The sequence below is a fragment of the Streptomyces sp. NPDC048254 genome, assembly GCF_043201895.1.
In the GTDB taxonomy this organism is placed as follows: domain Bacteria; phylum Actinomycetota; class Actinomycetes; order Streptomycetales; family Streptomycetaceae; genus Streptomyces.
In genome coordinates this window covers 79,529-105,207 of sequence record NZ_JBICZJ010000030.1, presented here as the reverse complement: position 1 = coordinate 105,207, position 25,679 = coordinate 79,529, and the positions used below count along the sequence as shown (strand labels likewise).

Here is a 25,679-nt window from a genome sequence, read left to right as displayed (position 1 = left end):
TTGAGCAGGGCGTCGGCGGCGTAGATCCCGGCGGGGCCGGCTCCGACGATGGCTACCCGCAGGGGGCGCGGCATGATCAGGTTCCCTTCGAGTGACGGCATGCGGTTTCCTCCGGTGTGAGCGCGTTGTACTGCCCGTCGAGTCGCCTCATCGGAAGGGCACAGTGACCGGCTTGTGGTCTGGACTGTGGATCCGCGCCGGTGCTTGCGGTCGTGTCGGCGCGTCCGACGTGCGGACTGGGGCACGTCGGCAGGTCCGGCGGGCGGCGAGGCGCTACGTCGGTGATGCGACGAAAGGGCCACCCCCTGCGGTCACCGTTCACGAGAACCACCGAGACGCGTCCCGTCGAGCTCTGCAGAGCAAGGACGTCGGTCCCGGCCCGCGGTGAGTTGCCGGTTGGATCCCATCTCCACGGCGCCCGGGCATCCAGTCCGGCGCTGACGGACAGCGATTCGTTGTGTCTCGATCCGGTCAGCCGGGCCCCTGCATAGCCGCCGGCGAGTTTCGTCCCGACCGCGACGGCGAGCGTGACCACGGCGGCCACCAGCACCGAGGGATCCGCCGGCGCCGACAGATCGGCCTGGAGGCCCGCGGTGCCGAGGAACGGCCGTGCGAGAACCGCCATGATGAACGGCCTTACGGTACTCGGGAATCGCCGCCCCGTGCCCGCTGCGGATCCGATGACGATGCCGCACAGGAACGCACCGAGGATGGGCTCCATCTGCAACGCATGCGTACCGGTCGCCGCCGGCACGAGCAGCCCGACCACGGTCGCGGCGCCCAGGTCGCCGGAGTTCTTCGACCGTGGGACCAGGCCGAGCAGCCGGCCGATCAGCGGCCGCGCCACGAAGACGGTAACGGTCGTAGTTGGTCAGGTTGGTGATCCCGGAGACGCTGTCGTCCGTGCTGTGGACGGCCAGTTCGGCGTCGAGGAGGTCGGGGTGCAGCGCGCGCAGGTGCTGCTCCGTCTCGTCCTCCTCGTACAGGTTGAAGGGCCCGAGACAGCCGTCGCGGTGGAACTGTTCCAACTCGGCTTCGGTCAGCGATAAGTCGGGCGACTGTGCGCTCATGGTGGCTCCAGACGTCGGTGTACGACGAGGACGGGAGACGGGTTCTAGGGGTGGGGCGGTCTGCCCGTGCCCGTCCGGGCGGCGCTCGTGGTGGGCGGGCCGAGCATCTCCATCAGGTCCGCGGTGATGACGCCGGCGATGGTCGGCAGTGCGTCGTTGATGAAGAAGTGGCCGCCGGGCAGGACGCTCTGCCGGAAGACGCCGTGTGTCTCCATCCGCCACGCCCCCATCCGTTCGGGAGAAGCGGGTCCGTCCTCGGCTCCGGAGAACGCCCGGACGGCGACCGGCAGTGTCGGCCGCGCGCGGTAGGGCCAGGTCGCGACCACGGTCAGATCGGCTCGGAGGGTGGGCAGCAGGAGGTCCAGCAGGTCCGGGTCGTCGAGCACGTGCGGTGCCGTGCCGCCGAGGTCGCGCAGGTATTCGACCAGCCGGTCGTCGGACTCGTTCCAGGCAGGCACCTCACGTTGCAGGTAGGGTCCCGGGCTCGCGGCCACGAACAGGCCCATGGGAAGCGGCAGTCCGCGGCCGCGCAGCGCGTGCGTGAGGTTGAACGAAACCTGGGCACCCATGCTGTAGCCGAAGAACGCATAGGGCAGGTCCAACCGCGGGCCGAGCGCCTCGGCCAGTGCCTCCACCAAGGGTCCCATCCGGTCGTAGGGGCGTTCTGCGATCCGGTTCTCGCGGCCGGGCAGCAGCACGGCTTCGACGGAGACGTCGTCGGGCAGATGGTCCGGCAGGTCCCGGAACATGCCTGGTCCGCTGCCCGCGCAGGGCAGACAGAACAGCCGGCAGCGTGGATCGTCGCCGGAACTCAGTCGCCGCACCCAACGGTCCTGACGGGCGCCGGCGGAAGCCGCCCCGCTCAACGCAGGTGCTCCGCGGCCATGGGCAGGAGACCCGCCGAGAACACTCCGAGCAGCGCGGCATGCGCCTCGGTGAAGGTGTGGTGCCCATCCTCCGGCACCTCGAAGCCGCGGGACCAGCCGATGGCGGTGATCGCCACCGGCAGACGCGGTGGATCGGGCAGGTGGTAGCGCCTTCTGGCCTCGATGTCCTCGCGGAGGATGCCGAGCATGAGATCGATGAGGCTCGGTACCCGTTCGTCGCCCAGATCCGCCGGCGCGCGGTCGCCCAGCCTGTCCTCGGCGGTGAGGAGTACCGCGCCGGCGTCGCGGACCAGCCGTGCCTGCCGCTCGGCCGGATCCTCCGGGTCGAACACCAGGCAGGCCCCGCCGGTCTTGAGGATGCTCAGGAGGGTGACGACGAGTTCCGGTGAGCGTCGCTGCAGGACGGCGGCCACCGGGTGCGTTCCGAGTCCGGCCGCTCGCAGGCGTACGGCCGGTTGCTCGGCGCGCGCGTCGGGTTCTCCGTATGTCAGCACGCCGGTTCGGCTGACGGCGGGCGCCTCGGGTGTGGCGGCGGCGCGGTCGGCAACCAGTTCGTGCACGCAGTGCGGTGGTGGCGTGCGGTCGCCGTGGCCGAGGGCCCGCAGTTCGCGGCTCTCCACCTCCCTGGCCGGGGCCAGGTCCGACACCGCACGGCGGGCCGGGGCGTGGGTCCCGCACAGCGAGGCGGTGTGTGTTGCGGACTCCGGACCGGGGGCGCGGGCGCCATGGGCCAGGAGTGTCAGGTTGTCTGCCTCGTACGTGAACGTGTAGTCGGTCTCCGGTACGTCCTCCTGCTCCCCGGCGCCGACACTCGATGCCTCGGGAAGTTCGTCCAGGGCGGCCGTTGCCCGGTCCAGGACGACGGAGAACGAGGGGTCGTCGCCCGGTTCGACGGTGACGACGCCGGTGCCCGCGGTGCCGTCTCCGGAGACCTGGCAGTCGACGGTGAGGAGCGCGTGCGGCGCCGTCACGCGCCGCGGTACGGCCGTCCGGCTCATGAGTTCGGACATAGGCGTCCTTGTCGAGGGAGGAATCAGGGGTTTCGGCCGCGGAACAGGCAGCTGTCATGCCGTTCGTCACGGCAGCCGACATCTGCCGGGAACGGAATGCGCTGAACCGACTTTCGTGGACCGCGTTTCCGAAGACCCGCACCAGGACCCGGCCGGATTTCAGCCGGACCGTGGAGTGAAACGGACCGGGAGCGAGGTGACGCCGTAGAAGGACGTGATGTCGGGAAACCAGGTGACGGCCGCACGATCGCTGACCCGGTAGTCCGGAATGCGGGTGAGCACCTCTTCCAGCATCACGGTGAACAGGGCCCGCACCAGGGAGGCGCCCAGGCAGTAGTGCGAGCCGGCGCCGAAGGCGAGGTGTCCTGAGATGTCGCGGTCGAGGTCGACGGTGTCGGGGTCGGCGAAGACCGCCTCGTCGCGGTTGGCCGAGGCCCAGCTGACGAAGACCCTCTCGCCCGCCCGCAGCGTACGGCCCCCGAGTTCGACGTGCTCGGCGACGGTGCGGGCGGTGCCCTGCACCGGCGACATCCACCGGAGGTATTCGTCCGCGGCACGCGGGATGAGGGCCGGGTCCGCGATCAGGCGGGCCCTGAGCGACGGATGCTCCTCCAGGTGCAGAAGCGCCGTCGCGGTCAGGGAGGACACCGGGTCGATGCCCAGCAGGATGAGGTACAGCATCGACAGGATGTCCTCGTCGGACACGGGCTCGCCGTCCACCCTGCCCGCCAGGAGAAGCGGGAACAGACTGCGGTCCGTGGTGTCGGTGCCGCATTCGCGGCGCACGTCCAGTTCCTCCACCAGAGCCATCGTGATGCGCTGCGCGTGGTCGCGGGCCCCGGCGAGATCGTGCGGTGCGGCCAGCAGCGCCTGGTGGACCAGCGAGTCGATCTCGAACCAGCGGTCGTCCGGCAGCCCCAGATCGCGCATGGTGACGACGCCCGGCACGCGCAGCGTCAGTGCGGTGACGAGATCGCAGGCGCCCTCGGAGACGACGGCGTCGACGCTCTCCCGGGCCAACCGGCGTAGTTCCGGCATCCGTTCTCGCACCCTGCCCGCGGAGTAGAACGACGACAGCAACTTGCGAAACTTGAGGTTCCGCGGTGCGTCCTCCTCCAGCGGCACCAGCCTGCCGGTCTGTCCCAGAGGCGGAATGGTCACACCCTGAAGGGTCCCGTCGGCCAGCACGTGCCCGGTGCGGAACACTCCGTCGCGCCCCGCCTCCGAGACCTCCGCATGCCGTGTCGCGACCCAGAAGCCACCCCAGGCCCCGCTCCAGGAGACAGGGCACCGCGACCGCAGGCGCGCATAGGCGGGAAAGGGGTTCTCGGCCAAGGCCGGGTCATGGCTGTCGAAGTCCTCGGTACCCGAGTCCGCACCGCCGGCCTGCCCGGCAGCGCCGGTGCTCCCGGCCCGCGCGCCGCTGTACGGGCACCCGTTGCCGTATGTTCCGTCGACACCTGAACCGGAATCGGAACCGGCAATCGGGCCCGGCCGGTCACGCCGGTACGACCCGAGCTGGTCGTCCACGTCCACGTCTCCCTACCTCCCCTTGGTCTCAGCGCCCTGGACGTCCGGCGCGGCCGGTGCGGGCCGTCGGCCGTGCCGGCCTCAGGTCCAGCTCACGACCGTGTGGGCGTCGGTGAAGCCCATGATGAAGGACACCGTGGTGCGGTTTCCGGTGTTGGCGTCCACGGCGTGCACGAAGGCGCCGTTGAAGGCGTAGACGTCGCCCTCGCGGATGTCCAGGCGCAGCTCCTCGCAGTCGGCCAGGGCCTCGGCCGTGTAGGGCAGGCCGGTCAGCTGGATGCCCAGGGCGCGCCGCGTCGCGTCGTCGGGGCAGATGTTCCAGATCACCAGCCGTCCTCCGGCGGTGTGCTCGGTGCACATGTTCACCGCGCAGATGTCGTGCTCCAGGACGCGCTGGATCTCGAAGCCGGCCTGGCGTGGATCCTTGCACTGTGCCTCGTCCTCGTGCGGGTCGAGGGAGAAGTCGCCCTCCTTGTCCCACGCGCGGATGAGTGCCGCGGACGCGGAGCGGCCGTCCATCTCCGCGACTCTCAGTGCGGCGCCCTCCTGCCGCAGGGCCTCGTTCACGCCCTGCCGGAAGGTGTGCCAGGGCGAACCAGGGGCGTCGATCACCTCCTGTACGTGGTCGGCCACCTCGGCGGCTTCCCGGAGGTAGGTGTCGGCGCTCTTGTTCCAGTGGTAGGCGCCGACGTAGTGCGACGGCTCGCCCTCGCGGTGCTGGCGTGCGGGACTGGCCCAGAACCGCTCAGTCAGTTCCTTGCGCGCGGCCGGAGGTATGACGTCCCGGAAGATCACTCCGAGCCTGCGGCCGTGCAGGACGTCCAGGACGAGCCCGTAGTCGAGTTCGCTGCGCTCCTCGAAGCGGAAGAACTCCGGATCGGCCTGTCGTCCGCTCAGCCTTACCTTGCTCTGCTGCATGGGGGTTCCCTCTTTCACACGTACACGAGTGCTCTCACAGGGGCGGGTCCCGGACCGCGCGGTCCCGGCTCAGGGCCGCGGGACGCGCCGGGTGACGAAGGTGTCCCCGACCACGTAGCCGTCGAGGTCGTGCTGCTCGCCGTAGCGGATCAGGTCGCTGGTGCGGTTGATGAAGCCGCGGCCGGAGAAGTTGAGCGAGGTGTTGCACAGCACGCTGAACCCGGTGATGTCACGGAAGGCCGTCAGCAAAGAGGCCACGGCCGGGTTCTGCTCGCGGGTCACGGTCTGGGTGCGCGCCGTGCCGTCGACGTGTGTCACGGCCTTGAGGGCCTCGGAGCGAACGGTGCTGAAGTAGAGCATGTAGGGGTCCGGGACGGAGCCCTCGAACCATTGCCCGGCGTCCTCCTCCAGACAGAGCGGAGCGATGGGACGGTATCCCTCCCGCTGCTTGATCTTGTTCAGCCGGGCGGTGGTCTCCGGGCTGAAGGGCGCCGCCAGGATCGACCGGTTGCCCAGCGCCCTGGGGCCCATCTCCCACCGGCCGCGGGCCCAGCCGATGATGCCTCCGTCGGCGATGAACCGCGCCACCTCGCCGTAGTCCAGCGGCCGGGTCTCGTAGTGCTCCGGGTCGAAGGCGGTGTCCTCCACGAAGTCGTCGCCGGCGTAGACGTCCCACTCCACGGTCGCCACGCCCGTGTAGTGCAGCTGAGCGTCGATGGCAGTGCCCAGTGAGGAGCCGCTGTCGTTCGGGCACGGCGGCACGAAGACCTGCGGGAACAGGCCGCATTCGGACCAGCGGCGGTTCCACTCGCAGTTCAGCCCGCAGCCGCCGGAGATCAGCAGCGGCAGCCCCTCGGTCAGGTGCTCCGCGGCATAGGCGTGGAAGCGGTCGAAGATGGCGTCGGAGAACTTCGCCGCCAGGTCCTTGTACTCCTGCGACTCGACTCCGACGTTCCGGAACGGCGTCCAGTCCATCTCGTCCTTGCCCAGGGTCGTGATGATCCGTTCCTGCGCGAGCAGGAAGTCGATGAGCTCCCGCTCCTCCGCGGTGGTCTCGGTGCGCCGGGCGAAGCCCGTCAGGGCCATCTGCTTGCCCGCGTCCTGGAGCCGCAGGACGCCCTTGTTGGCGGTGAACTTCCGGTCGGCCAGGGCGAACAGGTAGGCGTACTTGTTGCCCGGGTCGGACATGACGTGCCGCAGGTGGGTGACGCCGCCGCCCTCGTCGATGCGGTAGAAGGAGCCGATGTTGCCCTCCCACACCAGGCAGTAGTACGGCTGCCCGGCGGGGAACGGCGAGAGCCCGTAGGCGGTCATGATGTGCGAGCGCTCATGGGTGGAGGAGAAGACCCGCACGTCCTTGCCGAAGAACCGGCCCGCCTGGTCGGACACCGACCCTTCGCCGACGCCGAAGTAGCCGGTGCGCGAGGGCGGCTCCTCGGAATACGTTCCCTTCACCCAGCCGCCGACGGCCACCACGTCCGGTAGCCGGTCCAGCCGCTCCGCGGCGGCCAGCAGCACCTCCGCGGTCAGCGAGTCGTAGCGCGGGAAGGAGTCCTTCTCCGCCTCCAGCGAGAACAGCAGGCGGCCGTCGTCGATCGCCGTGACCGCGCTGTCGTGTCCTTCCTTGAACGACAGGATCAACATGCCTCTTCACTCCTTCCGCCGGCTGGTCCTGTGGACGGCCGGTCTGCGGTGACGCCGTCTGCCAAGAGCCGCAGCAGCTTCTCGGGGCCCTCGATGAAGCCGTAGTGGCCGCCGTCGAAGACGACCTGATCCATTGCGCCGCATGCCGCCCAGCCGGTCATCCGCTCCGGCTCCATCCCGACGTCGCCGCTCCACCCGATCGCGGTGATCGGACACGGCAGCTTCGGCGGATCGGTCAGGTGGTAGCGGCGGTTGACCTCGATGTCGCGCCGCAGCACACCCAGGGTCATGGCGACGAACGTGGGCAGCGGGTTGCCGCCCAACTGCACGATCAGCCCGCGCAGCTCCTCGGCCAGCTCCTCGTCGTCCATCTGGAGATGACGGCCGTACGGTCCGTCCTGCGGGGCCACCTCGGAGGAGACGAACAGCCGTTGCGGCGGCCGCGCGCCGCGGCCGACGGCCTGCACCGCGGTCTCGTAGGCTGCGAGCGCCGCGCTGCAGTGGCCGAACAGGGTGTAGGGGCCGTCCAGATGGGGTTCCAGGACCTCGGACAGGACGCGGCCCAGCTCCTGGTACGTCTCGAAGGGCTGTTCCCGCAGCCGGTTCTCGCGTCCCGGCAGCTGCACCGGCACGAAGTTGACGCCCTGGTACTCGGACGGCCAGTGGCGGTACATGGACGCGCCGCATCCCGAATAGGGCAGCAGGAACACTCGGGCTCGGGCGTCGGGAAGCGGTTCTCTCAGAAACCAGCGTGGGGGTCGGCCGGCGGTCGGCATCGGCTGGTGGACCTCACCTTCGGTTCGGCTGACGGCGGGCGGCCGCGGGTCAATAGGCGGCCTGGCGAGCCCGCGGCCGCGTGCGGGCGGTGATCGGCATCTCGGTCCAGCCGTAGATCGTGTTGGAGTACAGCCGCTTGCCCGGGCCGACCGGGACGATGTCGGTGAACCGGCTGAACAGCTCGGCGAAGAAGAGCCGCAGGGTCACCTTGGCCACGGTGTGGCCCACGCAGTAGTGCGGGCCGATGCCGAACGCCAGATGCTTGTTGGGGCGACGGGCGACGTCGAAGGTGAACGGGTCGCGGAAGACGTCCTCGTCGCGGTTGGCGGACGGCAGCCACACCGCCACCGCGTCGCCCGCCGCGACACGGGTGCCGCCCAGGTGCACATCCCTGGTGGCGTAGCGGATGAAGTGCGTGGTGGGCGTGGCCCAGCGCAGCGCCTCGTCCACTCCGCCGACGATCAGGTCCGGCCGGTCGGCCCAGTCCTGAAGGGCCGGCGTGCCCATGAGTTCCGCGAGGGTGCTCACCGGGACCTGGGCCGTGGTCACGTTGGCGCCGAGCAGCAGGCTGTAGCAGTTGGAGATGACCTCGCCCGCCGTGAGCGGGCGGCCGTCGATCTCCATCCTCAGCAGCAGGCTGATCAGGTCGTCGCCGGGGTGCGTGCGCCGCTCGTGGACGATCTCGTGGAAGTAGGCGAACAGGCCGCGGTGGGCCATGTTGAGCACCCGGTCGATGCCGCGCTCGTCGCGGTAGCGCGGGTCCTCCGGTGCCACGGACGCGGTGGTGAGGTCGACCAACCGGCCCCAGTCCTCCTTGGGCAGCCCCATCAGCACGCCGGCCACGGCCATCGGCAGCTGGTTCGCGTGGACCGCGAGGTCGTAGGGGCCTCCGTCGGCCAGCGGCGCCAGCAGGTCCGTCACCACCGCGCGGATCTGCTCTCGCCGCTCCATGGTGGGCTTGACGGCCAGTGCCCGCTGCAGCGGTTCGCGCAGCGACGTGTGCCGCGGCGGATCCGTCGCCGCCATCTGGTGGCCGCCCGCCGGGTCGCCCCGGCCGAGGAGGTAGAGCAGGGTGCCGCGTTGCGAGGTGAACGTGGCGTGGTCGCGCAGCACCCGGTCGATGTCCGCGTACCGGGTCACCGACCAGTACGGGTGGCCGTCCTTCTCGTGCCGGGTGACGGGCGTCCGGCGCCTCAGCTCGGTCCACGTCGCATGGGGGTCGCGGTCGCTGTAGAGCGCGGGATCGGCCAGGTCGGCGAGGGCTCCCGGGCCGGCTCCGCCCTGGTGCGCCGGGCATCCGGAGGCGGTGGGCGGGGCCGGCGTGTGGTGCGGTGAGACGGTCACGATCGGATCTCCCGTCCGGCCAGGGTCTCGCCCACGGCCTCGCTCAGCTCGGCGACGGTGGAGCGCAGATACAGCGCGGTGGCCGGTATCGCGACGCCCAGCTCCTTGTGCATGACGTCCAGCAGTTCGGCGGCCAGGAGCGAGTGGCCGCCCAGGTCGAAGAAGTCGTCGTCGATCCCGACGGGCGCGGTGTCCAGCAGCGAGCTCCACAGCTCGGTGAGGTGCCGCTGGAGCGGCGTGACCGGCGGAACATAGGCGTTGGCCACCGCGCGCGGCCGTGGGCCCGCGCTCGTGAGGGCGGAACGGTCCACCTTGCCGTGCGCGGTGACCGGCAGCGTGGTGTGCACCAGGATCGTGTCCGGGACGGCGTAGCCGGGCAGTTCGGCGGCCAGCGAGGCGCGCAGCCGTGCACCCAGCCCCTCGTCCGCGGTGCCGCTCGGAACGGCATGGCCGACCAGGCGTTTACGGCCGGCGTCGTCCTGTTCGACCACGACGACCGCCCGGTCGACGCCGGACTGCCGGGCCAGGGCCGCCTCGACGGCACCCGGTTCCACTCGGTAACCGCGCACCTTGACCTGCCGGTCGGTGCGTCCGGCGAATTCCAGGTTCCCGTCCGGCAGCAGCCGGGCCAGGTCACCGGTGCGGTACATGCGCGACCCCGGCGGCCCGAACGGGCAGGGCAGGAAGCGCTCCGCGGTGGCCGCGGGCCGGCCCAGGTAGCCGCGTGCCAAGCCCCCACCCCAGGTGTATATCTCGCCGGTGTCGCCCGCCGTCACCCGGCGCATCGCGTCGTCGAGCACGGCGACCCCGGTGCCGGTGACGGCCGTACCGATGGGAACGGCGTCCGGCGGCGGCCCGCTGGTGGTCCAGCACGTCGTGAACGTGGTGTTCTCCGTGGGGCCGTAGCCGTTGGTGAACGTCAGGCCCGGCCAGGCGTCCAGGAGCCGGGCCACGAGTGCGGGCGAGGCGACGTCGCCTCCGGTCACCACGTGCCGGAGACCGGCGAAGAAGGACAATCGGCTCTCGATCAGCTGGTGGAGCAGCCCGGTGGCCAGGTTGACCACGGTCACCCGGTGGCCGGTGACGGTGGCGGCCAGAGCATCGAGATCGACCGGTCCCCCGCCGGGGTGCACCACCAGGCGACAGCCCGCGCAGAGCGCGCCGAAAATCTCCAGCGTCGACGCGTCGAAGGACACCGAGGAGACCTGGAGCACGGTGTCCTCGGGTGTCAGACGCAGCCAGTCCTGCGACACCACCAGACGCAGAACGCCGCGATGGGTCACGCCCACGCCTTTGGGCGCACCGGTGGAGCCCGACGTGTAGCACACGTAGGCCAGGTCGTCGGCCGCGCGGGCCTGGGCCGTTGCTGCGCGGTCGGCCCGCGCGGCGGCCGAGGGGACGTTCGCCCGGTCGGTGCGCGAGGGCGTTGTGGCCGGTGTCAGCGTCTCAACGGTGTCCGGCAGCCGTCCGGCGTGCTCGGGTGCCGCCACGGCCAGACGCGCCCCGGCGTCGGCGACCAGCTCCGCCAGACGCCGGTCCGGGTCAGCGGTGTTGAGCGCCAGATACGCGCAGCCCGCCTTCAGCACGCCGAGCAGCGTGACGATCAGGTCGGTCGAACGGTCCATCAACACCGCGATGACGGCGTCCTCGTCGTGCACCCGGGTGCGCAGGCCGGCGGCAAGCCGCTCGGCGCGGGCGTTCAGGTCTCCGTAGGTGAGCGTCTGCCCGTCACAGGTCACCGCCGGCGCGTCCGGCACGCGGTGCGCGTGTGCGGCGATGCGTTCGTGGAGCAACGCCTCGCCGGCGTCTGCCGCGTGCGGGCCGGAGCGACTGGACACGGAGCGTGACTCCGCCGGGGTGTCGGCCACAGTGCTGTCGATCAACTCCAGACCACCTCTCACCCTCCGAAGAGTGTGTCCGCCAGCGGGACGACCCGGTGCCGTTCCCGCGGAATCGGCTTCCGCGAAACGACTCTAAGCGCCGCCGACAGCCCGGCAATCCGTGGAACGAACGAACCCGGCGCACATTTTTCGATGAGCCCTCATCAGTATTTTGTTGGCATGGCCGCATTGGAGTCGTGATGGCACCGATGACAAAGTGCGGAATAGTCTCAGATCCCTTGACCGGTGTATCACCGGGACCGGAAGCTGTCGCCTGAAGAAAGGTCGAACCGGCCTCATCACCGGTTCACCGAACGGTCGGCTCCTGCCGGAGCGACCTCCATTTTTTGAAAGGTCCCTGAAAGGTAGACCGTATGCCGGTGCAGGAAATAAGTCGCGCGGACCGGGAGCTCGGGAAGGACCTCCTGCGAGCGGCGCGGACGCTGGCTGCCGGCGGCGCCACAGGCGACACCGTGCTGTCCGCTCCCGGTTCGAGGCGGCTCCCGCAGAGCCTGACCGCGGGCCTCGACGAACTCGTCCGGCCTCCCGATCCGCACATCGGTCACCGCGTCGTCAAAGGACTGCTGGACTGCGGTGACCCGGGCCCCACGCCTCTGCACTGGCGGGCGAGCGACCCTTGGCGCAGCGCCGACCTCGACATCGCTCTGGCCCTGGTCGCCTCCCGTCTCGGGCGGGTGTTCGGCTGGCGCAACCAGCAGGACGGGCGGATCGTCCACAACATCCTGCCCAGTCCCGGTCAGGAACGTCTCCAGGTCGGCGCCGGCAGCGTGGTCCCGCTCGCCTGGCACACCGAGGACGCCTTCCACCCGTTCCGGGCCGACATCCTGCTGCTGGCCTGCGTGCGCAACCCGGACGACGTCGGCAGCAGACTTTCCAGCGCCACCAGCGCGTCCCTGACGGCCGCCGACGTCGAACAGCTGCAACGGCCCCTGACCGTCGTGCTGCCCGACGACAGCTACGCCGACCGGGAGGCGGAGCTGCGCCGGCCGGTCGGGATCGCCACGCTCTGGCACCGCGAGTACGGCGCTCTGGGCATCCGCTACGACCCCTCCTACATGCACCGGCTCACCGACGACCCGGACTTCGTCGCCGCCTTCGACCGGCTCGGTCACGCTCTGGAGGCCAACGGCCATGTCGTCCCGCTGGAACCGGGCGACCTGCTGATCATCGACAATGACGCCGTGGTGCACGGCAGGCTGGCCTTCACGCCCCGGTACGACGGTACGGACCGCTGGCTCAAACGCGTCCTGGTGCGATCACCGCGGCCGCGCCCGGCCCGCGAGCGGCAGGAGCACGGATACGACCAGGAACAGGTTGACGCCCACGCGGGATGACCAGGCGGGGGCGGGGGGGGGGGGGGGTGGGGGGGGGGGGGGGGGGGGGGGGGGGGCGCCCCCCCCGCCCCCGCCCCCGCCCCCCCCCCCCCCCCCCCCCCCCCCCCCCCGCGGCCGAACCCCGGGCGTCAGTAACCGCGCGCCGGATCCACGACGTTGCGCAGCGGCCGGCCCGCGCCGAACCGGGTCAGGTTGTCCAGCAGGAGCTCCAGGCACCGCTGGTCCGTCTCAGCGGTGGCGTCCCCGCTGTGCGGCGTGATCAGCACTCCGGGCTCCGACCACAGCGGAGAAGACGCGGGCAGCGGCTCGGCGGCGAACACGTCCAAACCCGCGCCGGCCAGCCTCCCGGTGCGCAGCGCGGACACCAGCGCGATCTCGTCCACCACCGGGCCCCTGCCGACGTTGACCAGCACGGCTCCCGGCCGCAGCAGCGCCAGTTCGGCGCTGCCGATGAGCCCGGCGGTCTCCTCGGTCAGCGGCACGGCCACGACGAGGACATCGAGTCCGGTCAGGAACTCCTCGAGCCGCTCGCGCCCGTACACCGCGGACACCCCCGGGACCGGGAAGCCGGAACCGGGGCTGCCGCCCGCACTGCGCCGACAGCCCCTCACCCGCGCCCCGAAGGCGTCGAGGAGGCGGGCCGTCCGGCGGCCGATGTCCCCGAGGCCCAGGACTCCGGTGCGCCGGCCGCGCAGCTCCGCGGCGACCGGCACCTTCCAGTCCCGATCCCGCTGCGCCGCCAGCGTCTGCGGGAGGCCCTTGAAGTGGGCCAGCAGCAGCGCCAGGACGTGTTCCGCCACCGCGCTGCCGTGCGTCCCGGCGCCGTTGGTGACCGTGAGACCGGTCGCGTCCGCGTGCCGCAGCACCGCTTGCGGCACGCCCACGGCCGTGGTGTGCAGCCAACGGCACTCCGGGTGCGCGCCCAGGAACGCCGCCACCTCGGCGTCGTCGCCCTGCCACACGAGTGCGGCGGCGCAGGGGCCGGACGTCCTGCGGTCATCCGGTCCCGCGCCCGCCGGCGGCCCTGGCCACAGTGCGGCGACCCGCTCGCACGCCCGCGGCGGCAGCCCGAACAGCCGCAGCCCCTCGCGCTGTTTCGCGGCCACCTAGCCGTGCGCCTCGGCGCGCTCCCGCACGCTGCGCGGACGCAGGTCGGTCCACACCGTGTCGATGTGCGACAGGCACTCCTCGCGCGTACCGGTGAGCCCCTCCTTCTGCCAGCCCTCCGGCAGCGCACGGTCGGCGCGCCATATCGAGTACTGCTCCTCGTCGTTGACGACCACCGCGAACTGTTCGGCGTTTTCCTGTGTTTCCATCACGATGATTCCTTCTCTCACTTCATCCGGTGAGCGGAGACAAGAAACAGGGGAACTCCTCAGGAGCCTATCTCTTGGATTTGCGCAGTCGACAGCGGTGCGGACGTGATGCTCTCAGCGGATTGTTGAGGCGTTTCCGCGAACCTCTGACTGTAGTTGCTCCGGCCGTTCATTGCCCCTTGGCTCCCGGCGTTCCTAGGGTCTTACACAAGTGGCCAAGTGACGAGCAGAGAGTCTGGGTCAACCGAATGGATCGCACCAAGCATGTGTTGGACACCTGCGTGGTCGGACTCCACCGCCATCCCGCGGTGCGTGAGGCCATAGGCACCACGCACAGCGACGGCGAGCCGGTCGTGTACGTCCTCGTCGAGGACGGCCACGCCTTCGACGAGGCGGAACTGCGCCGGCACCTGAAGCAGGAGGCTCATCCCGTGCCCGACGGGATCGCCCTCGTACCCGTGCCGGAGCTTCCACGCGCCGAGGACGGCTCCGTGGACCACGCGGAGCTCCCTGCGTTCGGCATACTCGGCGGTCTGCTGCCCGTGTGGCGGGAGGCGTTCGAGGACGACGGCATCGGTGCGGACGACGACTTCTTCGCGCTGGGCGGCTACTCGATGCTGGCCGTGCGGCTCGTCGGCAAGATCGCCGACCGCTACGACGTCGACCTGCCGCTGGCCGACTTCTTCGACCTGCCGACCGTACTGGACGTGGCATACCGGCTGACCGAGCTCGGCGCGCGGCCCTCGGCACCGGAAGTGTCCCCGCACCCGGCGGACGAGCTGAGCCTTGAGGACCTCCTCGCCGACATCGACCGTCTCTCGGAGGACCAGGCGCTCACCCTGCTGGGGTTGGAGGGCCCCTCGGCTGACGACGCCGCACACGGATGACCACCGGCACCAACGGGCACCGGACCTTCCCACGGAGCTGAGCATGTACCGGATAGACCTGACCGACGCCGACCGCGCGCTGATCGACACCCTCGTCGAGGAGCTGCTCGCCGAGGAGCCGGCGACCGACGAGCAGCTCCTCGACGCCGTGGCCCTGCGCGCGCAGGAGATGCCGCGACCGCTGCGGGCCCGGCTGAACGCCTTCCGTCTCAAAGAACCCTCCGGTGGCTGCGTGATCAGTGGTTTCCGGGTGGACGACGCCGGGATCGGCGCGACGCCCGCGCGGTGGGGTGAAGCCGACGACGACGGTCGTACCCGACGCGAGGACATGTTCCTGCTGATGTGCGCCTCGCTGCTGGGCGACCCCATAGCCTGGGCCACCCAGCAGGACGGGCGGCTCCTGCACGACGTGGTGCCGATCAAGGGCCATGAGCACGCCCAGCTCAACTCCTCCACAGCCGAGCCGCTGACATGGCACACCGAGGACGCGTTCCACCCGTATCGCGCCGAGTACGTCGGTCTCATGTGCCTGCGCAACCCGGACGCGGTGCAGACCACCTACGCGCTCTTCGACGACCTGGAGCTGGACGCGCAGACCCGGCGGGCGCTGGCCGGCCCGCGCTACGTCATCCGCCCGGACAACTCCCACCAGCCGGAGAACCGCACCACGCGCAGCCGGCTCCGGGCACCGGCGGACGTCATCGAACGCAGCATCCGCAGGATCGACCGGCTCAACGCCGCTCCCGAGAAGGTGCCTATTCTCTTCGGCGACCCGCGGACGCCCTACGGCCGGCTCGATCCCTACTTCATGGACCGGACGGCCGACGACCCGGAGGCGGCGGCCGCGTTCGAAGCCCTCGTCGAGCAGATCGACGCCAAGCTGACCGGCATCGCCCTGCGGCCGGGCGATGTGCTCTTCATCGACAACTACAAGGCCGTCCACGGCAGGAATCCCTACCGGGCTCGCTACGACGGACGCGATCGCTGGCTGCGGCGGGTCAACGTCACGCGCGACTTGCGCAAGTCGCGGGACGCCCGGGTGAGCGCCGACTCCTGTGTCATCTTCTGAGCTCGTTCCGCGTCCCCCCGCCAGGCCCACCGAAAGGCATGACCGTCGCATGAGGAAATACCGGCTGATGGTCCCAGGCCCTACACCGACACCGCCCGAGGTCGCCGCCGCTGCGTTGCTCCCTGTCGAGGACGAGCGCACCCAGGCCTTCGCCGGCGTGTTCTCCAGGGTCATCGACAACCTCCGGCGGACCCTGCGTACCCGCAACGACGTCCTGCTGTTCACCTCCAGCATGACCGGCGCGTTCGAGGGCACCTTGCAGAACCTGTTCGCGCCCGGCGATGCCGTCCTGGTCGCCAGCAACGGCGCCTTCGGAGAGCGCTGGAGCCAGATGGCCGCCGCGTTCGGGCTGGAGGTCACCGAGGTGCGGCATGCCTGGGGCGCACCACTGGACATGGCCCGGATCTCCGCGGCGGCAGCGGCCCCGGGCCTCAGGGCTGCGATCGCCGTTCACTGCGAGACCTCGACCGCCATGGTCAACGACATCCGCGGGTTCGTGTCCGCGTGCGCGCCTCTGCTCACCGTGGTGGACTCCGCGTCCGGAGTCGGCGCCTGCGAACTGCGCACCGACGACTGGGGCATCGACGTCGTCGTGGGCGGCTGCCAGAAGGCGCTGATGACCCCGCCCGGTCTGGCCTTCGCCAGCATCGGCGAACGGGCATGGGAGCAGCACCGGCGCGCCGGCTTGCCGCGCTTCTACTTCGACTGGGACGAGACACGCGAGGCGCTGCGCGCGGAGATCCCCCGCACACCGTGGACCCCGGCGATCTCCTTGATCAGCCAACTCGACGTGGCTCTGCGGCAGATCCACGCAGAAGGTCTGGACAACGTCCTGGCCCGGCACGTGCGGCTCGGCCGGATCGCCCGAGCGGGCGTTCGGGGTCTCGGCCTGCGGCTGTTCTCACCGGACGAGGACCGCCACAGCGCGGTCACCGCCGCCGAGATGCCCCCGGGCGTGGACGCGACCGAGCTGGTCGACCGATTGCTCGACCGCTACGCCCTGCAACTCGCCGGGGCGCAGCCCCCGTTGAACGGCCGTGTCCTGCGGATCGGGCACTGCGGCTTCATGGACGAGTTCGACGTACTGACCGCGCTGTCCGCCATCGAACTGGGCCTGGCCGATCTCGGGCATCCCGTCCGGCCCGGCAGCGGCGTCACCAGCGCGCTCGAAGTCCTGCACGGCCTGCACAGCCCGTCTCCCACAGCGGCCCGCACCGCGCGGGACAGGCAGCCGGTGCCCTGAGCCGCGCCGGCCGCGCCTCACCCGCTCACCGGTCACTCGCCAAGGCCCGCCGGGACCGCGCCCCACTCACGAATCAGGAGTACGCCATGCATCTGCCACGCGCCGCATTAGAGGACTGGATGCGTGACTTCTACTTCGACACCTCGATCGACCTGGGCAGCAGCGGCGTGCAGTGCTGGTCACTCGGCGAGCTGCGGCGGCTTCTCGGTATCACCGTCGAAGAACTGGACGAGATCGCGCTGGACGACAGTCCCTCCTACGGCGGCCTGAACCTGCGCCGGGCCGTCGCCGACCGCTTCGCCGCCGGCGACACGGACCGTGTGATGGCCACCCACGGGTCCACCGAGGCGATCTTCGTCGTCATGAACGCCCTGCTGTCCGCCGGCGACGAGGTTGTCGTGCTGGACCCCGCCTACCACTCGCTGACATCCGTCGCCGAGGCCATCGGCTGCCGGCTGGTGCGCTGGCGGCTGCGTCCCGAGACAGGTTTCACGCCCGACCTCGGCGAACTCCGTGCGCTGGTGACCCCGCGCACCCGCATGATCGTCCTCAACTTCCCGCACAACCCCACCGGCGCCCACCTCACCCGCGGGCAGCTCGACGACCTGCTCGGTCTGGTGGACGGGAACGACCTGCACCTCGTGTGGGACGCCGCGTTCGCCGAACTGGTCTACGACCGCGAGCCGTTGCCGGATCCATCGACGCTGCACGAACGCTGCATCGGCCTGGGCACCATGTCCAAGGCGTACGGGCTGCCCGGCACCCGCGTCGGCTGGTGCCTGGCGGCGCCGGAGATCCTGGCACGCCTGGTACCGCTACGTGACGCCCTGACGATCTGCCTGTCACCGCTCACCGAGCACATCGCCGCACGCGCCCTGACCGAAGCCGACCGCATTCTCGCGAACCGCCGCGCACAGGCGGTCCGCAATCTCGACCGGCTCGGCGCATGGGCCGAGGACAACGCTGACCTGGTGTCCTGGGCCCGTCCCTCGGGCGGTGTCACGGCCTTCCCCGCCGTCGTGGGTGTCGCCGACACCGAGGACCTCTGCCGCGAGCTCGGCCGCCGCCACGATCTGCTGCTGGTCCCCGGTTCCGGCTTCGGTCATCCCGACCGCGTCCGGCTCGGCTTCGGCGGGTCCGAGGACGCCTTCGGGGAGGGGCTGGCCCGCCTTCACAAGGCGCTGGTGGAACGGCGGAGGACGCTCTGATGGACGTCGCGGACCTCCTCGCCCGGCTCAACGACCTGCCTCCGTCGCAACGCGCCCTGGTGGAACGGGCGCTGCGCGAGCGCGGCGTCCCACAGACCTGCGAGACCTCGGTCACCCAGCAGGGCTTGTGGCTCATCGATCAGATCACACCCAACGACCGGCTCTACACGATCGGCTGGCGCCTGCGGCTCGGCGGCCGTCTGGACACCGACGCGCTCACCGGGGCGGTGGACGCGCTGGTCGCCCGGCATGCGGCCCTGCGTACCACGTTCACCGTCGAGGACGGCCGCCCGCTCCAGGTCGTACAGCCTCAGCTCCGCATACCCGTCCCGGTCGACGACCTGCGCGAGCTGGACGGCCCCGCACGCGAACAGCGGACGGAGGACCTGTGCGCCGCGGAGGTCGCCACCGCCTTCGATCTGGAGAAGGGCCCTCTGGCCCGCTTCCGGCTGATCCGTGTGGCAGACGAGGAACATGTCTTCACGATCGTCGTCCACCACATCGTTTTCGACGCCGTCTCGGTGGACGTGGCCCTGCGCGACCTCTCCCAGGTCTACAACGCTCTCGTCGCGGGCGACACGCTCCCGCACACCGCGCCCCCGCCCCAGTACCCGGAGTTCGCCCGCTGGCAGCGCCGCCACCTCACCGGTCCGCGGCTGGAGCAGCTGATCGGCTACTGGCGCCGACAACTCGCCGGCGCACCGGGCCTGCTGGCCCTGCCGACGCAACGGCCGCGCCCGGCCGAACAGTCGCACGCCGGAGCGGAGTACACCGCCGTCTTCCCGGCCGAACTCAGCGAGCGACTGCGCGATGTGGCTCGCGGCGAGCGCAGCACCCTGTACACGGTCCTGCTGGCCGGCTTCCAGGTCGTCCTGTCCCGCTACAGCGGACAGCGCGACATCAGCGTGGGGACCGTGGCCCACGGCCGGGTCCGCAGCGAGTTCGAGCAGATGATCGGCTACTTCGTCAACACCCTGGTGGTGCGCGGCGATCTGACCGGTGATCCGAGCTTCCGGGAGCACCTGCGCCGCACCCGGGCCACGTTCCTGTCCGCCTACGACCACCAGGCACTCTCCTTCGACCGCCTGGTGGAGGAACTGGCCCCGCACCGCGGCCTCAGCCACAACCCTCTCGTCCAGGTCGTGTTCGAGTCCCACGACGAGGACGAATGGCAACAGCGGACCCACTTCACCGGGTTGGAGATGGGGCAGCTCCTGCCCATCGAGCTCGGCCGCTCGAAGTTCGACCTGAACGTGTCGGCCGTCGAGCGCGGCGGCACCATCGAAGTGACCGTGGAATACGCCACCGATCTGTTCGACGAGCCAGGCGTCGCGCGCATGGTCGCGCACTACCGGCAGCTCCTCGAGAGCGTGGTGGCGCGGCCGGACACGCCCATCGGCGCCCTGGAGATGCTCCTCCCGGAGGAACGGCTCCTGCTCGCCGAGCAGTCGGCCCCACCGGCCCGCTCCGCCTGCCTGCACGACCTCGTCCAGCGGCACGCGATGGCCACGCCCCAGGAGCCGGCCGTCTCGGACGGCGAACGCACCGTCTCCTACGGCGACCTCGACGCCGGCGCGGCCCGGCTCGCCCAGTGGCTGACCACGCACGGCGTCACCCCGGAGACGGTCGTGGCCGTGGCCCTGCCCCCGTCGCCGGACCACGTCCTGGTCACCCTGGCGGTCCTCAAGGCGGGCGCCGTGTGTCTGCCCGTCGACCTCCGGATGCCGACGGACACGCTGCGCGCTGTCCTTGCCGACGCTCGCCCGGCTCTGGTGATCACCGACAAGGCGGCACTCCGCGAGCCGCTGGACGCCGAAACCGTCCTCCTCCACGACGACGAAGCCCTCACCGCCGACCTCGCCGCACTCACCGGCACCTCCCGGCCGACCCACGTCCTGCCCGGCCAGGCCGCCTTCCTGCTGTACACCGGCGCGGACGACGCGGAACCGCACGGAGTGCTGCTCACCCATGAGGGCCTCGCGAACGCGCTTCACCATACGGCCGCGACCTTGGCGGTGACGCCGGGCAGCTCGGTCCGTCTGCACGGCGCCCCGGGGACCGACCTCGCCCTCTGGGAAACCTTCACGGCGCTGACCACCGGCGCCCACCTGGTTCCCGCCTCCGCCGACGAGCCGTCGTCCCACTGCCTCACCCTCGTCGGCCCCGGCGACGGCTCGGATCGCGTGCGGGTCCTCGCTCTCACGGACGAGGCCCCGGCGACCCCGGGCGCCCAGCCGGACGGCGACCACGCGCCGGCCATCGGGTACGGGCAGACCGAGACCTCCGTCCTCGCCCTCACCGCCGAGCTCCGGCCGACCCCGTCCGGGCTGCTCCCGGTCGCCCCGGCCGCCGGGGTCCGCGCCCGGGTGCTCGACGCGGACCTGCGCAGGCTTCCTCCGGGCGTGAACGGCGAGTTGTACATCGGCGGCGCGGGTCTGGCACAGGGTTACCACGGACGCCCGGCCCGCACTGCGGCACGGTTCCTCCCCGACCCCTACGGACCGCCCGGGGCACGGATGTTCCGTACCGGCGATCTCGCCCGCCTGGACGATCGGGGGCGGGTCGTCGTCCTCGGACGCGCCGCCCATCGAGTCCTGGTGCACGGCCTGCCCGTGGAGCCCGGCGCCGTCGAGGCCGCGCTGCGGAGCCACCCGGAGGTGGAGCGGGCGGTCGTGTCGATAGCCGACCACACCGACGGCCCCCGCCCGATCGCCCACGTGGTGGCAGCCCCCGGCGCGACCGTCGAACCGCAACAGCTGCGCCGGCACGTCGCGGGCCTGCTCGCGGCCCACATGGTGCCCGCGGCCGTCCTGGTGACCGACGATCTGCCCACCGCGCCCAACGGGCGGCTGGACCGGGCCGCCCTTCCCGCGCCCGAGCCCGTCCGCGGAGCGGCCGACCGGGAGCCGGGCACACCCCGCGAGGCCGTGCTGCGCGAGCTGTTCGCCGACGTCCTCGGCCTGCCCTCGGTCGGACTCGATGACGACTTCTTCGACATCGGCGGTCACTCCATGCTGGCGGCCCGGCTGATCGCCAGGGTGAGCGACGTGCTCCACGTCGAGCTGGGGCTGCGGACGCTGTTCGAGGCGCCGACGGTGGCGGAACTGGCCCGCACGCTCCAGAACGCGGACGAACGGCCGGAAGCGGTCCAGGGCGACCTCGACGTCATGCTGCCGTCACCGATCCGGAGCAATCTGACGAGCGAGCCCCGTCTGTCCGTGTCCGCCGACACCGACTCGATCGCGCTGCAGGCTGGTCTCGCCGGGGCCGCGCCCGTGCCCGCGTCCACGGCTCAACGCGCGTTGTGGTTCCTGGACCGGGTCATGGAGCCGGGGGACCGGTCTGCCTACAACCTGGGCCAGGCGATGACGTTGCGCGGCCCTCTCGACCCGGACCTGCTGGAGCGGTGCCTGACGGAGATCGTCCGCAGGCACCAGGTGCTGCGGACCACCTTCACCGCCGAGGACGGCGTCCCCATGCAGGTGGTCCACGACGCCGGCCCGGTCCGTCTGCCGGTGCGAGACGTCAGCGCGCTCCCCTCGGCGGAGCGGGCCGCGGCGGTGCGCCTGCTGGCCGAGGGCGAGCTGACCCGCCCGTTCGACCTGGCCGCAGAGCCGCTCTTCCACGCGCTGCTGGTGCGCTCGGCCCCGACTGAGCACACCCTGGTGCTGGTCTTCCACCACGCGGTCTTCGACGGTTGGTCGTTCGGCGTTCTCTTCGACGAACTAGCCGCGCTGTACACCGCGTTCGGGGCGGGCCGCCACTCGCCCCTCGCCGAACCGGCGTTGCAGTACACCGACTACTCCGTATGGCAGCAGACCCGGTTCGACCAAGGCGCCCTGACCGAGGGGCTGGCCTACTGGCGGCGTGCCCTGGCCGGTGCCCCTGGCCTGCTGGCCCTGCCGACGGACCGGCCCCGTCCGGCTGCGGCGTCGTACACCGGTGCGCAGTTCGCCTTCGTTCTGCCTCCGGACCTGACGGCAGCCGTCCGCTCCCGGGCGCGCGCGGAGGGCTGCACCCTTTACATGGTGCTGCTTGCTGCCTACCAGGTACTGCTGGCCCGGCTGTCGGGGCAGCGGGAGGTCCTGGTGGGATCCCACGTTGCCTGTCGGCCGCGCACCGAACTGGAGGCGCTGCTCGGATTCTTCGTCAACACCGTGGTGCTTCGCGGCGAGGCCGCGGACGAGCTCACGTTCCGGGCGTACCTGCGGCGGACCCGGCAGACGGTGATCGAGGCGTTGGAGCACCAGGACGTGCCCTTCGAGCTGGTCGTCGAGGAGCTCAAGCCGGAGCGGACCCTGAGCCACAACCCACTGTTCCAGGCCATGTTCACCCTCCAGAACACCGGCGCCGAGGACCCTGTGCAGCTTCCCGGCATCGAGGCCGTCCCCTGCACGGTGACCACCAGCGACGCCAAGTTCGACCTGAGCCTGGACGTGGTGGAGGACGGCGACACGCTACGGTGCGAGATCGGCTACCGCACCGACCTGTTCGAGCCGGAGACCGTGCAGCGGCTGAGTCAGCGCTATGCGCATCTCCTCGCCCAGTTCCTCGCTGAACCGGAACGGACTCTGGGAAGCGTGGACCTGCTCCTGCCCGAGGAGGCGTCGGGGCTACTGCGACAGGGACGGGGACCGGCCGTACCGGGCGCGCCCACCACGCTGCACGGCCTGATCGAGGAGCAGGCGCGCCGCACACCGGACGCCTCGGCCGTGCTCTGCGACAGCGTCGACGGGCAGGTGCCACCTTCGGTGGAGGCCGTGGTCGCCTTCGAGGGGGAGGAGCTGTCGTATACCGGTCTGAACGAGCGAGCGAATCGTCTCGCGAGGGCCTTGGTCCGGCAAGGCGTCGGCCCGGAGTCCCTGGTCGCGGTCGCTCTGCCCAGATCGGCAGACCTGATCGTCGCCCTGCTGGCCGTGCTCAAGGCCGGCGGAGCATACGTACCGATCGACCTCGACTACCCGGCAGCCCGCATCGGCTACATGCTTGACGACGCCCGACCCGTCACCGTCATCACGGAGACCTCTGTCCAGGAAACAAGCGTGCTGTCCGAGCGGCACGGCGCCGCGGTCCTGCTCCTGGACACCCCGGAGACGGTGTCGCTCCTGGCAGATCTGGACAGTACGGACCTCACCGACGCAGACCGCAACGGACCCCTGTTGCCCGCGCACCCGGCCTATGTCATCTACACCTCCGGCTCCACCGGCCGACCCAAGGGTGTGACCGTCACCCACGCCGGCGTGGTCAACCAATTCGCGTGGATGCAGCGTGAGTACAAGCTGACTGCGGCCGACCGCGTTCTGCACAAGACGCCGGTGGGATTCGATGTATCGGTATGGGAGCTGTTCTGGCCTTTGGTGACGGGTGCCACGACAGTGGTGGCCCGGCCGGGCGGTCACCGGGACGCCCGTTACCTTGCCGGGCTCATCCAGGACCAGCGGGTGACCGTCGTCCAGTTCGTCCCCTCGATGCTCCAGTTGTTCCTCGACGACCGCACGGCCCGCGCATGCGTCGACCTGCGTCTGGTGATCTGCATCGGTGAGGCGTTGCCGTCCGAGCTGCATCGTGCATTCGACGCCGTGTTCGACGTCCCCTTGCACAATCTCTACGGACCGACCGAAGCCACCGTCGCCGTGACCGCGTGGACCGGCCGGCCCATGGGCCCTGACGGCGGTCCGACGCCGATCGGCCGGCCCACCGACAACACACAGGTCTACGTGCTGGACGCCTCCCTCCAGCTCGTTCCCACCGGTGTGCCCGGGGAGCTGTATCTGGCCGGTGTACAGCTGGCCAGGGGGTACTTCCGGCGGCCCGCTCTGTCGGCGGAACGGTTCCTGCCCAACCCCTTCGGTACTCCGGGCGAGCGGATGTACCGTACCGGCGACCTCGTCAGATGGAACGCCGACGGAACACTCGCCTACCTCGGCCGCACGGACGACCAGGTCAAGGTCCGCGGCTTCCGTATCGAACTCGGCGAGATCGAGTCCGCGCTCCTGACGCATCCAGGTGTACGGCAGGCTGTCGCCACGGTTCGCGAGGACGTTCCGGGTGACAAACGGATCGTCGCGTACGTGGTGCCGGCGACGGGCGCCGCCACTGAATCCGCCCTCCTGCGGGCGCATGTGGCGGCGGTGTTGCCGGAGTACATGGTGCCTGCGGCCGTGGTGGTGCTGGAGGCGCTGACGCTCACGGCGAACGGCAAGCTCGACCGGGCGAGGCTGCCGGCGCCGACGGTCGACCGGCCGGCGAGGGAAGCCGCCGAACGGCCACGCACCCCGCACGAGCGCCTGGTCGCGGACGCCTGGGCAGAGGTCCTGCACCGGGACGACATCGGCCTGCACGACAACTTCTTCGACCTCGGCGGCAACTCCCTCTCCGCCATGCGGATGGTGGCCCGCATCGAGCAGGCCGGCGGCCGGGCTGTCCGGCCCGCCGCAGTCTTCCAGGCACCCACGGTCGAGCAGTTGGCCGCCCTGCTGAGCGAAGAGGACGCCACGGGCGACGCGTCACCCCTGGTGACCTTGCGTGGCAGCGGTGCTGGGGCGCCCGTCTTTTTCGTCCACCCCATCGGCGGCAACGTCCTGTGCTACGCCAGGCTGTGCGACGAACTGGGCTCGGACCGGCCCGTCCACGGCCTGGTCGCGCGCGGCCTCAGCGACGGCGAGGTGCCACGCGACCGCATCGAGGCCATGGCCGCCTCCTATCTGGCCGCCCTGCCGAAAGCCACCACCGACCGGCCTTTCCTCCTCGCGGGCTGGTCAATGGGAGGTGCCGTCGCCCTGGAGATGGCCCGGCAGTTCCTCCAGTCGACGGGTCGGCCTCTGCCGGTGGTGATGCTGGACAGCTACCCACCGCAGCCAACGGCCCACCCGCATGGCGCCAGCGGCGCTGAGCAGGACGAGGCCGCGCTGCTGGCCGACTTCGCCGCGGACTGGGGAGGCAACCTGGACCTTGACTTCAGCCTGCCCGATACCGACCTTGCGGAGATCGGGGTGCGCGCCGGCCTCGAACGGTTGCTGGCACGTGCCAAGGCCGCCGGTGTGCTCTCACTTGACGACGAACTGGTCCTGCTGGACCGCCTGTTCCGAACGTACGCGGCACACGCCGTCGCGCTGGACCACTACCGGCCTGCCGCCCCCTACCCGGGACCGGTGACCCTGCTCGCCGCACGCTCCGGGCGGCTGGGTGACGCGGTGGACCACGGTTGGTCCCACCAAGTGACGGGGCCACTGCGCGTCGTGGAGGTGCCGGGAGACCACTACAGCATCCTGCGCGAACCCCAACTCCTCCACACCGCCGCTGCCTTCCGGGCGCAACTGAAGGCGAGCGACCCCTCATGAGGCTTCCACACGCGCCACTCGAAGTCCGGATGCGCGACTTCTGCTTCGACACGAAGACCGCCCTGGGCAGCAGCGGCGCGCAGCCCCCGGGCCTGGCCGAAGGCCCCGGCGCCGTGCCGGGGACCGTCGACGGGACGGCCGACCCAGGTATCGCCGAAGACCTGCGGTCCCGGCTCGCGCATGTCCACACGGCCGTCTCCC

Annotated in this window: 17 protein-coding genes and 1 pseudogene; 7 read left to right on the top strand and 11 right to left on the bottom strand. The window is 70.9% G+C overall.

The annotated features are described in order from the left end of the window. Positions 1-76: 76 nt before the first annotated feature. Positions 77-850: pseudogene (locus ACGFZQ_RS48495) on the bottom strand (cation:proton antiporter); the annotation flags it as partial. Between the two features lie 58 nt (positions 851-908). Here ACGFZQ_RS48495 and ACGFZQ_RS48490 point away from each other — a divergent pair. Next, positions 909-1,049: a hypothetical protein gene (locus tag ACGFZQ_RS48490; RefSeq protein ID WP_393845921.1), complete on the top strand. Its 141-nt coding sequence runs from the start codon at positions 909-911 to the stop codon at positions 1,047-1,049. 65 nt (positions 1,050-1,114) lie between these two features. Here the strand turns inward: ACGFZQ_RS48490 and ACGFZQ_RS48485 are convergent, their stop codons facing one another. The 8 genes from ACGFZQ_RS48485 to ACGFZQ_RS48450 form a co-directional block, all read right to left on the bottom strand. Beyond that, positions 1,115-1,894, bottom strand: a complete 780-nt coding sequence (locus tag ACGFZQ_RS48485) for a thioesterase II family protein (protein ID WP_393845920.1) — start codon at positions 1,892-1,894, stop codon at positions 1,115-1,117. 38 nt (positions 1,895-1,932) lie between these two features. Further along, on the bottom strand, positions 1,933-2,967 hold the full coding sequence (locus tag ACGFZQ_RS48480) for an AMP-binding protein (protein ID WP_393845919.1): 1,035 nt from the start codon (positions 2,965-2,967) through the stop codon (positions 1,933-1,935). 159 nt (positions 2,968-3,126) lie between these two features. Next, positions 3,127-4,128 (bottom strand): cytochrome P450, encoded by a 1,002-nt coding sequence (locus ACGFZQ_RS48475; protein WP_393845918.1) that lies wholly within the window; start codon positions 4,126-4,128, stop codon positions 3,127-3,129. A 450-nt stretch (positions 4,129-4,578) separates the two neighbouring features. Beyond that, positions 4,579-5,415, bottom strand: a complete 837-nt coding sequence (locus tag ACGFZQ_RS48470; protein ID WP_393845917.1) for a hypothetical protein — start codon at positions 5,413-5,415, stop codon at positions 4,579-4,581. Positions 5,416-5,484: 69 nt separating this feature from the next. After that, entirely contained in the window at positions 5,485-7,059 is a 1,575-nt protein-coding gene (locus ACGFZQ_RS48465; protein ID WP_393845916.1) for a carbamoyltransferase C-terminal domain-containing protein, read from the bottom strand. Continuing rightward, a complete protein-coding gene (locus tag ACGFZQ_RS48460) occupies positions 7,053-7,835 on the bottom strand; it encodes a thioesterase II family protein (protein WP_382540444.1) in 783 nt (260 codons plus the stop codon). Before ACGFZQ_RS48460 ends, ACGFZQ_RS48465 begins: the two co-directional genes overlap by 7 nt. A gap of 49 nt (positions 7,836-7,884) precedes the next feature. Continuing rightward, positions 7,885-9,180, bottom strand: coding sequence for a cytochrome P450 (locus ACGFZQ_RS48455; protein ID WP_393845915.1), 1,296 nt, complete (start codon positions 9,178-9,180; stop codon positions 7,885-7,887). After that, entirely contained in the window at positions 9,177-11,063 is a 1,887-nt protein-coding gene (locus ACGFZQ_RS48450) for an amino acid adenylation domain-containing protein (RefSeq protein ID WP_393845914.1), read from the bottom strand. The genes ACGFZQ_RS48455 and ACGFZQ_RS48450 overlap by 4 nt, the downstream gene beginning before the upstream one ends. A gap of 371 nt (positions 11,064-11,434) precedes the next feature. Between ACGFZQ_RS48450 and ACGFZQ_RS48445 the strand changes: the two genes are divergently transcribed. Then, entirely contained in the window at positions 11,435-12,415 is a 981-nt protein-coding gene (locus ACGFZQ_RS48445; protein ID WP_393845913.1) for a TauD/TfdA family dioxygenase, read from the top strand. 128 nt (positions 12,416-12,543) lie between these two features. On the opposite strand, the gene ACGFZQ_RS48440 is transcribed toward ACGFZQ_RS48445, so the two are convergent. Both ACGFZQ_RS48440 and ACGFZQ_RS48435 read right to left on the bottom strand, forming a co-directional pair. Then, positions 12,544-13,521: a D-2-hydroxyacid dehydrogenase gene (locus tag ACGFZQ_RS48440; RefSeq protein WP_393845912.1), complete on the bottom strand. Its 978-nt coding sequence runs from the start codon at positions 13,519-13,521 to the stop codon at positions 12,544-12,546. Beyond that, positions 13,522-13,731, bottom strand: coding sequence for an MbtH family NRPS accessory protein (locus ACGFZQ_RS48435; RefSeq protein WP_351743649.1), 210 nt, complete (start codon positions 13,729-13,731; stop codon positions 13,522-13,524). 248 nt (positions 13,732-13,979) lie between these two features. On the opposite strand from ACGFZQ_RS48435, the gene ACGFZQ_RS48430 reads away from it, so the two are divergent. The 5 genes from ACGFZQ_RS48430 to ACGFZQ_RS48410 all read left to right on the top strand — a co-directional run bounded on the left by ACGFZQ_RS48430 (position 13,980) and on the right by ACGFZQ_RS48410 (position 25,478). Then, positions 13,980-14,618, top strand: a complete 639-nt coding sequence (locus tag ACGFZQ_RS48430; protein WP_393845911.1) for a phosphopantetheine-binding protein — start codon at positions 13,980-13,982, stop codon at positions 14,616-14,618. A 43-nt stretch (positions 14,619-14,661) separates the two neighbouring features. Beyond that, positions 14,662-15,687 carry a guanitoxin biosynthesis L-enduracididine beta-hydroxylase GntD gene (gene gntD / locus ACGFZQ_RS48425; RefSeq protein ID WP_393845910.1) on the top strand — a complete coding sequence of 342 codons (1,026 nt, stop codon included), beginning with the start codon at positions 14,662-14,664 and terminating at the stop codon, positions 15,685-15,687. A 67-nt stretch (positions 15,688-15,754) separates the two neighbouring features. Further along, positions 15,755-16,930, top strand: coding sequence for a pyridoxal-phosphate-dependent aminotransferase family protein (locus ACGFZQ_RS48420; RefSeq protein ID WP_393845909.1), 1,176 nt, complete (start codon positions 15,755-15,757; stop codon positions 16,928-16,930). Between the two features lie 86 nt (positions 16,931-17,016). Continuing rightward, entirely contained in the window at positions 17,017-18,138 is a 1,122-nt protein-coding gene (vioD, locus tag ACGFZQ_RS48415) for a capreomycidine synthase (RefSeq protein WP_393845908.1), read from the top strand. Next, the gene (locus tag ACGFZQ_RS48410) at positions 18,138-25,478 is read left to right on the top strand and encodes an amino acid adenylation domain-containing protein (protein ID WP_393845907.1); all 7,341 of its coding nucleotides are present in this window, start codon (positions 18,138-18,140) and stop codon (positions 25,476-25,478) included. The genes vioD and ACGFZQ_RS48410 overlap by 1 nt, the downstream gene beginning before the upstream one ends. The last annotated feature ends 201 nt before the right edge of the window (positions 25,479-25,679 follow it).

Bases quoted from the DNA above. Each gene is read 5' to 3' on its own strand.
- ACGFZQ_RS48480 (WP_393845919.1), bottom strand. From the start codon at position 2,967: ATGTCCGAACTCATGAGCCGGACGGCCGTACCGCGGCGCGTGACGGCG.
- ACGFZQ_RS48470 (WP_393845917.1), bottom strand. From the start codon at position 5,415: ATGCAGCAGAGCAAGGTAAGGCTGAGCGGACGACAGGCCGATCCGGAG.
- ACGFZQ_RS48465 (WP_393845916.1), bottom strand. From the start codon at position 7,059: ATGTTGATCCTGTCGTTCAAGGAAGGACACGACAGCGCGGTCACGGCG.
- ACGFZQ_RS48460 (WP_382540444.1), bottom strand. From the start codon at position 7,835: ATGCCGACCGCCGGCCGACCCCCACGCTGGTTTCTGAGAGAACCGCTT.
- ACGFZQ_RS48445 (WP_393845913.1), top strand. From the start codon at position 11,435: ATGCCGGTGCAGGAAATAAGTCGCGCGGACCGGGAGCTCGGGAAGGAC.
- ACGFZQ_RS48435 (WP_351743649.1), bottom strand. From the start codon at position 13,731: ATGGAAACACAGGAAAACGCCGAACAGTTCGCGGTGGTCGTCAACGAC.
- ACGFZQ_RS48430 (WP_393845911.1), top strand. From the start codon at position 13,980: ATGGATCGCACCAAGCATGTGTTGGACACCTGCGTGGTCGGACTCCAC.
- gntD (WP_393845910.1), top strand. From the start codon at position 14,662: ATGTACCGGATAGACCTGACCGACGCCGACCGCGCGCTGATCGACACC.
- ACGFZQ_RS48420 (WP_393845909.1), top strand. From the start codon at position 15,755: ATGGTCCCAGGCCCTACACCGACACCGCCCGAGGTCGCCGCCGCTGCG.
- vioD (WP_393845908.1), top strand. From the start codon at position 17,017: ATGCATCTGCCACGCGCCGCATTAGAGGACTGGATGCGTGACTTCTAC.
- ACGFZQ_RS48410 (WP_393845907.1), top strand. From the start codon at position 18,138: ATGGACGTCGCGGACCTCCTCGCCCGGCTCAACGACCTGCCTCCGTCG.